The 12,870-nt window shown below is 53.6% G+C and carries 9 protein-coding genes; 2 read left to right on the top strand and 7 right to left on the bottom strand.

The genetic code is table 11. The features are described from left to right. Nucleotides 1–12: 12 nt before the first annotated feature. Both EOI86_RS23650 and EOI86_RS23645 read right to left on the bottom strand, forming a co-directional pair. The gene (locus tag EOI86_RS23650; protein ID WP_127768143.1) at nucleotides 13–1,551 is read right to left on the bottom strand and encodes a hypothetical protein; all 1,539 of its coding nucleotides are present in this window, start codon (nucleotides 1,549–1,551) and stop codon (nucleotides 13–15) included. Continuing rightward, complete coding sequence (locus EOI86_RS23645; protein WP_127768142.1) at nucleotides 1,535–2,491, bottom strand: glycosyltransferase family 2 protein; 957 nt, start codon at nucleotides 2,489–2,491, stop codon at nucleotides 1,535–1,537. Before EOI86_RS23645 ends, EOI86_RS23650 begins: the two co-directional genes overlap by 17 nt. 75 nt (nucleotides 2,492–2,566) lie before the next feature. Between EOI86_RS23645 and EOI86_RS25000 the strand changes: the two genes are divergently transcribed. Both EOI86_RS25000 and EOI86_RS23635 read left to right on the top strand, forming a co-directional pair. Further along, nucleotides 2,567–2,986: a GtrA family protein gene (locus tag EOI86_RS25000; protein ID WP_127768141.1), complete on the top strand. Its 420-nt coding sequence runs from the start codon at nucleotides 2,567–2,569 to the stop codon at nucleotides 2,984–2,986. A gap of 363 nt (nucleotides 2,987–3,349) precedes the next feature. Next, on the top strand, nucleotides 3,350–5,155 hold the full coding sequence (locus EOI86_RS23635; protein ID WP_127768140.1) for a hypothetical protein: 1,806 nt from the start codon (nucleotides 3,350–3,352) through the stop codon (nucleotides 5,153–5,155). Nucleotides 5,156–5,158: 3 nt separating this feature from the next. Here the strand turns inward: EOI86_RS23635 and EOI86_RS23630 are convergent, their stop codons facing one another. The 5 genes from EOI86_RS23630 to EOI86_RS23610 form a co-directional block, all read right to left on the bottom strand. After that, entirely contained in the window at nucleotides 5,159–6,058 is a 900-nt protein-coding gene (locus tag EOI86_RS23630) for a glycosyltransferase family 2 protein (RefSeq protein ID WP_127768139.1), read from the bottom strand. A gap of 27 nt (nucleotides 6,059–6,085) precedes the next feature. Next, the gene (locus tag EOI86_RS23625) at nucleotides 6,086–7,588 is read right to left on the bottom strand and encodes an O-antigen ligase family protein (RefSeq protein WP_127768138.1); all 1,503 of its coding nucleotides are present in this window, start codon (nucleotides 7,586–7,588) and stop codon (nucleotides 6,086–6,088) included. Between the two features lie 86 nt (nucleotides 7,589–7,674). After that, a complete protein-coding gene (locus tag EOI86_RS23620) occupies nucleotides 7,675–9,405 on the bottom strand; it encodes a hypothetical protein (protein ID WP_127768137.1) in 1,731 nt (576 codons plus the stop codon). Nucleotides 9,406–9,485: 80 nt separating this feature from the next. After that, the gene (locus EOI86_RS23615) at nucleotides 9,486–10,382 is read right to left on the bottom strand and encodes an ExeA family protein (RefSeq protein WP_127768136.1); all 897 of its coding nucleotides are present in this window, start codon (nucleotides 10,380–10,382) and stop codon (nucleotides 9,486–9,488) included. Nucleotides 10,383–10,476: 94 nt separating this feature from the next. Then, nucleotides 10,477–12,867: a tetratricopeptide repeat protein gene (locus tag EOI86_RS23610; RefSeq protein ID WP_161974001.1), complete on the bottom strand. Its 2,391-nt coding sequence runs from the start codon at nucleotides 12,865–12,867 to the stop codon at nucleotides 10,477–10,479. Nucleotides 12,868–12,870 lie beyond the last annotated feature (3 nt).

Genomic DNA, 12,870 nt, shown 5'->3' with positions numbered 1-12,870 from the left:
GCTGCCGCGACCTCATCGCTCATAAACATCAAAGTAGAGCGGCCTGATGTCCTCGCCCATCGACCGCACGGACCGGAAACCCATTTCCGCCAAAGTCCGCCGTAGGACGGAAGACGGATCGAACAATTCCTCAATACGCGTCAAGACGAGAACCCGGTTCCGCGACCCGATCTTGGCCTTGATCAAGTCCGCGTCTGCTTCAGTCAGTCCGGGTACTGACGGCGTGCCTGCGGGATAAAAATCCGACACACCGATCGCAGGATAGACATGGGGCAAAGCTACCCTGTCTAGCGGCACGTTTTTCAGGCCTTCCAATTCCAAGGACAGGGGGAGTTCCAGGGAATTCGGCAAGAACAGCAGTAGATCGTCCGGCTGATACTCTTCCTGGAGGGCGACAGAAAATGCCCGCAAATACCCGCCCTTCGGTTTTTCGGTCATCATAGTGTAGGTCTGGAAAGCGAATGAAGCGGCTGTGACACAACATAAAACCGTGACGATGTATCTGTTGCGCACTTTGACGAGCGCAACGGCGATTAGTACACCAAACGGCAAGGCCAGTGGCACAATCAATCTTGGCAGAAAGATGTTCGGTCCCAAGAGTGTCACAAGATACATTGCCGTCGGCGCCAGTGCGATCAATAGCAAACACAGCGCCAATGCACTGCCCAATGCCCTAATGTTCTTCAGATAGACGATGACAATCGCGGCATAGCATAAAAGGGTCCATCCCCTTTCCAACAGCACCTGATTGAAATAGCCAAGCTTTCCGATCGTATAGACTTTGGTGATGACGTACCGCATGGACGACTCTTCCACCCAGCTGCCACCGCTCCAATTCATTACCTGTTTGGCCACGAAATAGAGCATTGGAGCGCACAGAATCGTAACGAGTACACCAGACGCAATGAGCATCCCAAACGCCTTGACGTTCCCGCCACGCGCGAGATTGCAGGCAAAAAGATAAATGTAGAACGACAGCCCAAACAGCGGGGCGGAGTAATGTGCGTAGTTCAACAGGGCGACTAAGACAGAAAACTGCAGCCATTTACCGAAGCCGGCATTTTCCGGGGCGTTTCCAATGTCATAGGCAGAGAGCATGCACAACGAAATCATCATGATTTCATAGGCATAGGGCCTCGCCTCGCTTGCGTACCACGTCAGCTCCGGGTGCAAACTTACGAACAATACAACAAAGAAAACATGGAACCGATGCTCGGCATTCTCTTGGATGCCGATTTTTCTGACCAAGACCGCCGCCGCAACAATAGTGACCATGTTGCAAACAAGAGAGGCGAGCCTGAACACAATCCCTTCCGAAAATGGAAGGATCGTGAGCATTTTCATGAAGCTGTAATAGAGTGGCGGATGGGATTCAAAGGTCGGAACCCAAGTCCATAAATCCACAAATGTCTGGTTTGAAAACCAGACCGTATAGGCCTCATCCAACCAGAGCGGCGCCGAAAATGTCGCGTAGAGTTTTGGAACTAACGAAAGAAGGACAACAGCTAACCCGGCGGCAAGCCAAAACCGTTGGTCATTCTTTGTCGCCATTGTCATTCTTGGTTTGCCTATATTCCCGCGCCACAAAGTACAGCGGCCTGTTTTTCACTTCGTTGAACATTCTTCCCATATACTCCCCGAATACGCCAAGGAAGAACAGCTGCACACCGCCAAGGAAGGTCACAAGAACAACGATTGTCGGAAAACCGGGGACGTCCTCCCCGATCAAAACCGTTCTTACAAAAATGTAGATGCCGTACAGAAAAGCGAATGCCGCCGACGCCACTCCCAAATATGTGGAAACTTTCAACGGTGCGATGGAGAACGAAGTGATCCCTTCCAAGGAGAAGTTCCACAGTTTCCAATAATTGAACTTCGTTTCGCCCGCCGCTCGGATCGGCCTTTCGTATTCGACAGTCGCCTGCCGATATCCGACATAAGCGAACAAGCCTTTCATGAAACGGTGGTGTTCCCGCATGCTCAGCAAAGAATCGAGCGCCTGGCGGTCAAGCAAACGGAAGTCACCGACATTCTCCGGGATCTCCGTTTTTCCGCTCAACTTTCTAAAAAGCCTATAGAAAATCGCTGCCGAGGTGCGCTTCATAAAACTGTCGGCGTCGCGGGAAATCCGCTTGGCGTTAACGACCTGGTACCCCTCTTCCCATTTCTTGACCAAATCCGGGATGAGCGTAGGGGGGTCTTGCAGGTCAGCGTCCATCGGAATGACCGCATCGCCCGACGCCTTGTCCAAACCAGCGGTGAGCGCAATTTCCTTACCGAAGTTGCGGCTAAGGTCCACTAGAAGTACGCGTTCGTCTTTTTCAACCAGTTTCAGGGCTTCTTGGACTGTGTCGTCACGGCTACCGTCATTCACAAGGACGATTTCAAAACCGTAGTCCAGTGCGTTGATTGTTGCCGTCAGTTCCGAGTACATTTTCGGCAATACTTCTGCCTCGTTGTACATTGGAACAACGATCGAAATAGTTTTCATTATATCAACTCACCCCGAACAAGCATTAATCGGTTTGTCAATGGCATTACAACTAAAGAAAAGTAAAAGCGAACGATGATTGATTCAATCAGAAAGGCAAAACACTTAGTCCCCATGTTTCGTTTCGCCTGTGTAGGTGCCCTTAACACGGTTTTGGATTTTGGAGTGTTTTATGTTTTCTACAATTACGTTTTGCCCAACGCATTGGTATCAAACACCATAGCATTCTGCACAGCCGTGTTGGTCAGTTACAATCTCAATAAAAGATGGACCTTTGCCACATCCAAACGCATCGATGGGGATTTTAGTTATTTCGTAAAGTTCTTCCTGGTTTGCGCATGTGGGCTCATGCTCTCAACCCTACTCATTTATTCGCTCTCGCCCTTCGTGCATGTGATGATTGCAAAAGCCTTGTCGATAATTGTCGTTTTTGTGTGGAACTACACGTTTGCGTCGAAAGTATTCAAATTCGATCCAAGCCGAGTTGGGGAATAGCAGGGCTTTCCCCCTTCCCGCTTAGTATCATTCGCTTTTCAATCCGCTTCCCGGCTGCCGCAATTGCGCGAGTAAAACTCAATTGCATCATCAAGTTGTTATATACAAACAATATACTTCTTTTTATTGAACTGAAGAAACGTCGCTGCTAGCCTACGGTTGAAGACTAGTGTTGTGCGATGCCAACTGTATTTGGGCATATCACGCAATAATACGGCCCGTATCTGGCAAACTGTCGCTCAATGAACAGTTTGTGTGGCTGTTCGAAAATCTCAGGGACGAGGAAACTTTACAAAATATTCTGTGAATCGGGGCTTCAGCTTGTACGCATTATCCATCTATTGCGCAGTCTGACCCATCCGCATGGAAGACACCCGCCCGTCTCTCCATGTCCCCTGGTCCCACGCGATACGGCGCGCCCGCAGCGCTGCGCTCTGTGTTGCAATTATAACGACATTTGTTGTCATCGCGCTTATCCCGCAGATCTACTACGGCTATCCCAACGGCCACAGTGCCCAATACAATGTGCCCTGGGCGCATGCGTTCAGCGACCAATTGTCTCTCGACACATTGTATCCGCGCTGGCTCTACGCGTTTCCGGACAAATTGGGCGGACCGATTTTCTATTTTTACGCCCCCCTGCCCTTCTATCTGAACAGTCTGCTGTCCGTCTTGTCGTTCTCAGAAGACGCCGACACCGGGTTGCTGCTGACACATAGCGTCATCCTGGTTCTTTCCGCAGCGACTTTCTACATCTGGATTGGCGCGTGGGTCGAAAGACGCTTGGCAGTCCTTGGGGCCATCGCCTATATGCTGCTGCCTTATCACTTTGTCGACCTGCAACTTCGCAATGCGATCGGCGAATGTATGGCCTATGTTTGGCTGCCTCTGATCTTCTGGGGTATTCAGAATAATCAGGGAAAAGGCCGCTGCACCCTCGCCGCTCTCCTCGGTTATACCGCGTTGGTTTACTCGCATTTGCCCAGCGCGCTTTTAGCCGTGCTGCCAATGGTGGCCTATACGGCATCCTTTTTCCGCGCATCTATCCTGAAAGCTATGCTGCGCTTGGCCTTTATCGGTATCGGCGGTGTTCTACTGGCAAGCCCCTATGTAATTCCCGCCATCCTGCTTCGGAAGCATTTGCACAAAGATGCCTGGTCCGAAGGAGAACATTTTCTGCCTGAAACTTGGCTGCTGCCAGACGGTCTGTTTTTTACCCCTTTTGCTACGATGGTCACCGTATTCATTCTTCTTCCCTGCGCCCTGGCCCTTGCGCTTCATTTTGGACTTCGCTTCCCAAGGCCATCGGCAGAGGCAAGACGCCCGTTCCTGACGTCCGAGCGCGTTTCGATCTCCGCATTATGGGCTCTTCTTCCCTGTCTGATATTTCTGACCGAACTGACAACCTGGATATGGGAGAACATGGAGTTTTTTCGGAAGGTCCAATTCCCCTGGCGCCTCGGATCCTGCATAGATTTCCTAACAGCAACTATCGGGGTCCTTGCGCTCAACCGCGCGCGCTTCGTTACCCGCCTTGTGGCTGCGGACAGGATACTTGTGGGCTTTTTTGCCGTGCTTGCGGTCTATGCGGCCGGTATGAGCTGGTTTGTCGTCCAAAAGACCAAGCCGGAATTGATGGACTGGCGGGAAGCAGAGTTTACATCCTGCTGCGTTCAGGCGCCGGAATATGTTCTTCCGAGTGTGCGGAACAGCGCGTCGATGCGGCAGCACCTTGACGCCAACGACGGGAACTTCCACCGGGCTTACCTCGCTTATACAGAACAACTCGCCAATTTGCCGGAGCGACTGACAAACAGGCCTCTTGATGCCGTCGAGGACCTAACCGTAACACCCGAATGGCCGGACCGGCTGTCCGTATCAGCCCGCTTGACTGCTCCGGTAACCCTGGTGCTGAAACAATCCTACTTCCCGCTCTGGGAATTCACCTCGTCCGCCGATGACACCCGATTGGCGACCTATCCGGACCGGGCAACTGGACTTCTTTCCGTCGACTTGCCGAAGGGTAGCGGCGAATACACGCTGAAAATGCGCACGTCCAAGGCCGAACGGATTGGATCAGCAGTTGGCGGTCTTGCTGCCATCATACTGGCGCTGGGTATTCTGTTTTTGCGATTTAGAAGACCTGACCTCGCCAGGCGGGATGCATGACAATTACCGCACGCCAAACGAAATAAGGTACTTTGCCCACCACTTGGGCTGAAACGGCGATAACAGGCATGCCTGGAAGATGAAACGCCGTCCCAGCCGGGGACGCCCTGAGCGTTGCAGCGATGCGCCAAGGCGATAGCGAAGCAAGGCCGACTGTTGCGTCAACCCAGCGAGTTCCGAACGGTGATTTCTGAGCACGGCCAGCGTCGCCCGCGAGAACCGTGGTTTACGGTGGACCGAAATACTATCGTCGGAAATGAAAGCCACGACATAGGGTTCAAGCACTTCCATAATGGTGGTCCCCCGCGCCAGGCGGGTCGTGAATTCCCAATCCTCATCAAACCGCAGTCGGGGGTCGAACCAATATTCCAGGTTAATCTTCGACCGTTTGAACATGGCGGTTTGCATACTCACCCGATTGTTGATCAACAAATCCGCATACCGGGGGAAGGAATACAGTTCCGTCGTGACGGGCGGCGGCGCATAGGCGACTTTGCCCATTCCGTAATTGTGTTGAGAATCGCGGCCATACAGGATCTTGCCGCCGAAGACGACGCCGACTTTATCCGGCGCTTCCTTGAAGACCTCGATCTGCCTTTCCAACTTGCCCGGAAGCCAAAGGTCGTCGCTGTCCTGGAACGCGATGTAGTCCCCTTTGGCGGCTGCGATGCCCGCATTCCGCGCCGCCCCGGCGCCGCCGTTTTTTTCCCGTGGTATCAAACGGACGCGCTTGTCGGGAATGGCCTCAACAACTTCACGCGTTCGGTCGCTGGAACAATCGTCTACGACGAGAACTTCAATGTTGCCGTGGCTCTGCAATAGCACGCTGTCGACCGCAGCCCTGATTGTTTTCTCGCGGTTGAAGACAGGGATGATTACAGAAACCAGGTCATCAGTCGTCATAGCGCGACACCCATTGTCCAAAATCGATCATCGGCGGAAAGGCGGCTGGGGCACCATATCACCAGACTGGCCCGGCCGTTGTTTTGCAGGTCCTGCCTTACCAGGGGGACCGGCCTTACCAGGGGGACCGGCCTTACCAGCGGGACCGGCCTTTTTTCTTCTATTCTGTTGGCTCTCTTCTTCTGCGCGAAGCCGCTCTTCAATTTTCACCTGTTTTGCACTTTTGCCCTCTTCGAGCAACCAAACGCTGCTGCCGATCAGGAACATGAACCAAACAAATGACGCGTTCCACAAATGCACGCTGCTGATGCCGAAGAATATCCCGACGAGCGAGATTGCGACCCCCAACCGTATATTCGTTACGCGTTCGCTAAGCTCCCGTCGGGCCCCTGCCTTGAACAACAGGAATACCAGTGCGCCGATGAGGAAAATCAATGCAGGCAGACCGTAACGTACCGCGATCACCAGCCAGAAGTTGTCCATGCTGGCACTCATATACCAAGCGCGGACCCAATTTCCGGAATACAGCCCAAGCCCGAATATCGGATGCCTCGCAACTTCCGCCGTACCGAATTGCCAAATCTGAATTCTGTTATACGCGTTGCCTTGGTTGAACGTCATATAATCGACGAAAACATGGAAGGGCGTCCGGTTGGACAGCATGTCGATGATGATATAACCGGAAGCCGTGAGAAAGCCGAGGATCTTCCACCGCGACGGATTTTTGCGAAACAACCACCCCCACGAAATAAGCCCCATTTGCGTTGTCAGGACGAGCAAAGCACCGGTTGATAGGGATACGAAGGTGGATAGCCCGATCACACCGATCGCGCCCAACCGATAAATTGTTTTCCAGTGCTTTAGGCCGAAAAAGACAAGCGCGAAACCCGAGGCGCAAAACACGCCATAGAGGATGGGATGCTCAAACCCGCCTTGGACTTGATCCAAACCAAGTCTCGGTGGCTTCGGCACGTTGAAGAACGCAACGCCCGTTGGCTGAAACAGCATTACGAAGAACGGCCGGGCCGTTAAAGTTTCCATAACCGCAAAAGGCAGCATGATAGCGACTGCGCCCAAATGCGCCTTTACCACGGTAATGAAAGCGTCTGCGTTGCGAACCATCGTTCGGCCGATGAGATATGCCCCCATCACTTGCAGAAAAATAATTCCGACCGGTTCAATCACCATGCCGAAGCCGGCACTGACGATCATTGCCAAAGACTGCCAAATCGTCGTCCCAACGATCATGAAGTCGACAACATTCATCTTTCCGGCTTTGCCCGAAACCCATTTGAAGAAACACGGGAAGAACAAAAGCACGAGCACGATCAAATACGGGGATACACGAAAAGTCCCCACGCGAGGGGCGACAGGAATAATCAGCAGAAGGATGAAGATAGGAATTAGAATGGAGGCCTTCGCCGCCTTCGAATCCTTGGCTTTATCGTTCGGCGGCAGGAATGCCGGGGGACGCGGTCTGTCAGGCACCCGTTTTTCTGTACCGTCATTCATTTCGGTTCTATGCGCCATACTGCGTTCCAGGGCCCGCGACTACGCCGCAACCGAGCTGACAGGGAAGATCGCCAAATCGATCGCCTGTTTGACGCGGCGGGATTTCAATCGTCATCATTTTTAATATTCGCAACGGAAATAATCGCGGGTGCGGAGAAATGGTTCCCACGCTGCGCGAACACGCCGATATCGATCCGGTCGCTCTTAATCCCCGGTGTCGCTGTAGAGTCGTGCCGTCCTTGCCACGAAGCTGTAATCTCGACAGTCGTCCCTGCGGCATTTCTAGGCGCGATCTTTACTTTCGCCGGGTCCCCTTCCAAGACAACCCAATGAAACGTCAGCCCCCCATCGGATACACCAGCGGTTTCTTCTACGCTCACCGTCAAACTTTTAGGCTCTCCTGCAGTCGTGACAGCGCGGGCAATGGCACTTGGCGTATCGAAGACCACCCCCTTGCTGTTCCCCCTACCCGCCGGCGCTGAGACGTCACTTTCCTGCAAGACCTTTAGAACAACCATCGGTGGGATGTCGCCGATCTGTAGCGAATTGGCCAGACGGACCATTTTCTCACGATTAATCTGCTTGCCGTCGAATACGGTTGGGTGGGCCGTCGGCAAAAGATAATCGGAAGGCTTCGCGACAATGTCCTGCCCACGCCGAAAAACCATTTGCACCGTCGGCATCAGCAAATTGTTTTCGACCAGATGCTTCTTAACCTCGGGTTTGAAGGCCGCCATTATATTGGCCACCGCCAGCATGAAGGGCCAATCTGAACCGGATTTGCCGCGGCTGACCAAGTAGTAAGGGATATTCGCCGGGAACCGGTCGACCTTGAACGGCGCATGGTCCCTTACCGACGGATAAATGTAGAGGTGATTGGAACGATACTGAAGATAGAGAATGCCGGCCTCCCGCGCATTGCCCAGGGCAAAGCGGGCCACGCTGTACAATCCTTTCACGCCGACCGAAGAATTTCCGTATGTCGGCGCATTGAAAAAGATCGTGCTGTTGAACCCGAAATCCAAACCGGCCTGCTTGGCCTTGTTGCCATATTCAACATAGCTGACCTGCGGAACGCGTTTCATCGCCACTTGCGAATGGTCACGATCGCGATTGTCATACAGGTCGCCGATGTTTCCAGCGGCTTCGCCAGCACGGTATAGGTCGTTCAACAAACGGCCTGCGGGATCGTTTTTGCCGGCATCGACGATCCGTGACGCGAACAATTTCGACCCAAATGCAAAACTGGCTTTCAGCAGGTTAAGCCGCGGATCCCAGGCCGTATTTTTGTCCGTGACCATGCCGACCCCACCCTGAATGGGGGCTGGTTCAATTTCAGAATTGATGTTTGAGGTCGCCGGCGGCTTTGTTTTGGCTCGTTCGAGCAAAGCCACGAATCTTGGGTCTGCGCGAATAATATCAAAGGCCGCATTTTGCTCCAATGCGGTCAAATCCTGAAATCCGTTGTCAGCCGCCGTCTCAAGGCTTGTTAAAGCGGCTGCCCCATCACCCTTTCGAGCGGAGGTGAAAGCAGCGACAAAATTCGGGAACGGCAGGGTGGGGAAACGGCTCAGAATTTTCCGCGCGGCCAGTTCTGCTTTGTCGAATTCCCCGGATCGAAGAAGGCTGGCCAACGCCAATTGTGCTTGTTGAGCGCGCGGCATGTCGAAAACACTGACCGAGGGAGAAGAGTTTTGCGCATTCGCCACCGGCGCGGCCAAGATTGCGACAACACCCACTGCTGAGACAGCGCGCAGAAACCACTTGAGGCTTGGCGCTATACCGGTCCGACAGCGCCAGCTCTCTCCAATGGTCTGCATGCTCGCGAATGGCAAGATATCTTCCCCCAAAGTTCCATCCCCCGCCGTGGAGGAACTTATTTCGGTTCCCTCCTCCAGCTTTCCGCGGGAGCACACTATTCTATAGAGATAACCTTGTGCTGGCGCCAATACACCGATTTCTGGTCGGGTTCCTGTTCAGCGCGAGGGGGTTTGTCATAGGCGAATATCCCGTGTTCCGCCTTGTCACGGATAATTTCCTCGATGATATCGACGTCAATCGTATCGACACCGCTGGAAAATCCATACACGAGCGCCGTATCGCAGATGACATTGATAAGACGTGGGATGCCATCCGTGGCCTTGGCGACCCGTTCGCGCGCCGCTTTAGTGAAGATTTCGCGTGTTGCGCCGCCAAGCTTCAGACGGTGATTGATATAGTCCCCGGTCTCCTCGACATTGAACGGTCGAAGATGAAAATCCGACGCGATGCGCTGAGCGAATTGTACGAGTTCGGGGCTCTGCAATAGCTGCTTCAACTGCGGCTGCCCAACCAGGATCACCTGCAGCAACTGGTCCTTGTCCGCATTGATGTTGGAGAGCATCCGAAGCTCTTCCAAGGTCTGCGGCCCAAGGTTCTGGGCTTCATCGACAATTAGGATCGTGCGGCGACCGGCCGCATATTCTTCGATCAAGAATTCAGTGAATTGAGCATGTAAGGCGACCACGGGCTTGTCTTCATAGGGTTTGCCGAAAGCCATCAGCACCCAATGCAGGAGTTCACCGCGGTTCTCATACGCATTCGAGACCAGGCCAACGGTAACTTCTTCACCCAAGTTATTCAGCAGGTGCCTGATCAGGGTCGTCTTGCCGCTACCGATTTCACCGGTGATCACGGTAAAGCCGGCACGGTTCATGATCCCGTATTCGATCATGGCGAAAGCAAGCGAATGTGCTTTGCTCCAGAACATATAGTCTGGATCAGGCTGAATAGAGAACGGTTTCTCCTTCAAGCCAAAGAATGCTTCATACATTCGCGATACCCAATCTTACCGAATACTCTGAATACAATGCGAAACGCGGCCTCTCAAATAGATTTGGAGCGACTGTATCTCAAATGCGTCCTGGTCAGTCGCCGCTGAAGGTTCCAACCTTCTTTTTGAGTTCCTCCAGGGCCAATTTGACCTCGTCTATCTGGGGGAACGGTGTTTGCTCGGAAATTTCGACAACCTTCTCAAATTCCGCGATCGCCGCGCTGACATTGCCCGCAGCCCGGTATGCCTGTCCCAAATGGAACCTGACTTCCGCCAGATTGGGCAGTTGCTCAGCGGAATCCCGCAGATAGGCAAGAGCCTTCTCATTCTGCCCATCTAGGAAATACGCCCAGCCAATCGTGTCCTTGAACTGCGGAACACTGGCATTCATGAACGGTTGCATTACCTCCAACACTTCCTTCGCCGCGGACCTGCCCTGCAAGGAAAGCAATGTGGATGCGTAGTTGTTCGCAACGAGCGGCGAATCAACATTTGCCTCGTACATCTCCTTGTACTGGCGCATCGCCAATTCAGGTTTGTTTTCCCGCTCGAATATCCCGGCCTTGAGCAAGCCAAGCGTCGCATCCCCTGGAATTTCCGCCAGGCCTTGATCAAGCACCGCCAATGCCCCGTCACGGTCACCTTGCAGCGACTTAAAGCGGGACAATGCAGTGTAGGCAACCGCTGACTTGGGATTGCTTTCAACCGCTTCGAGCAATACCTGCTCCGCATCCTCTTTCCGGTCGAGTTCGGAATAGAGTTGTCCCAGGAGGACATGTGCGAAAACGTTGTCAGAACTGGTTTCCAATACTGACTTCAGGAACGCCTCAGCCTTCTCCGGCTCGCCGCTGCGGTAATACGCATCGACCAACGAAGCCATCGGACGGAAGGCATCCGGCGCGGCCTGTTGCGACTGTTCGAAAGCCCGAACGCTTTGGTCAAACTTCTGCTGACCCTGGAGGGCAATTCCCTTGATCCGATTGATGACGCTGTCTTCGTCCTGAAGCTCTCGCAGGCGTTCGGCAACTTGTTCGGCACCCGCCCAGTCACGCAGGTTGATACGAATTTGTGCCAAGGCCCGATGCGCAGTGACATTGTTTGGCTCGACCTGGACAACACGGGACAAGACTTCATCGGCGCGGTTCAGATCACCGCGGCGGGCCAAGAAATTAGCAAAAGGCAAACCGATGGATGCCGCTCCTTCAGCGACTTGGAACGCCCGCGTATACTGGTCATCGGCCAATTCCGGGGCTCCATTCCCCTCATAGGCGGTTCCCAGCAAAACCAGGGCCCTCAGCGAATCCGGTTCATCCCGAAGAACGGTTCTGAGATCGATGATCGCATCGTCGTATTGCTGCTCGACATTCCGTATCGCCCCCCGGGTCATCAGCGCAGCCGCATTCTTTGAGTCTTCGCCCAGGATTTCCGCCAATATCGCCTTCGCGCGGTCGAAATCGCCGGCCAAGCGCGCCATTTCAGCCATTTGGTTCTTGGCTGTCAGCTTGTCTTCAGCACTCGCTTCAGAAGCCAACAATTCGTCCAGAACCTGTGTGGCTTTGTCGCTGTCCTGCTGAGTGAAGTAGAGTTGGGCCAAGGCCATACGATACTGGGAAACGTTTGCATCGCCTTGGTCGATCAGGCGCCTCAATTCGACAATCGCGCTGTCAGGTCCGCGAACTGTGTTCAGGAACCGAACGACGTTCAGCGCAGGTTCAATGTCGCCGGGATTTGCATCTGCCTTTTCCCGCAGGATGGCTTCGGCGTCATCCAGGCGTTCCTGACGCATGTACAAGTTAACGAGACTGGTCTTGAACGCGTCCGTATCCGGATAGAGATCAATCAAACGCTTCAGGACCGTTTCCACTTCGTCGATCGCATCGAGCGACGCAAGCGCGCGGATTTTGATCAACTGTAGCGCGACATTGCGCTCGTCCTGCTTGATTCCGGTATCGAGAAGCGCAATCGCCTCCCGCATCTCGCCCGCCGCCATACGCTCGGCCGCCAGAACGGAAAGCGCATCAACGTTCCCTGGGTCCTTTTGCAGCGCCTTATTCGCCGCCGCCAGCGCACCTTGAGGATCATCCAAGTTCAGCAAAAGCGCGGCTTTAAAGGTCAGTGCATCAATCGACTCCGGGTCGATTTCCGAAGCCTTGTTGCTGAGTTCGAGTGCCCTGTCGATCTGTCCGCCCAACAGCATCATCCGACCCAGGCGCACCGTCGCCTCAAGGTGGTTCGGATCCAGATCGATTATCTTTTCCAGAAGATTCCGAACGGCCCGCCAATTCGCACGCCGCTCTTCAATCTGCGATAGTCCGTAAAGGGCGGGAATGTGATCGCTGTTAATCTGCAGAGCATTGCGGAATTCGAGCGACGCTTTGTCAAAGCTCCTTTGCTCAAGCAGTTCCTGGCCATTCTTGACATGGTCTACGAGCCGTTCTTCCGGTGAATCACACGCTGTTGCGAGCAGCAGCGTTGTCACACACACAAA

This window comes from Hwanghaeella grinnelliae, assembly GCF_004005845.1.
GTDB classification, from domain to species: Bacteria; Pseudomonadota; Alphaproteobacteria; order UBA8366; family Aestuariispiraceae; genus Hwanghaeella; species Hwanghaeella grinnelliae.
This window is presented reverse-complemented; position numbering and strand designations above follow the sequence as displayed.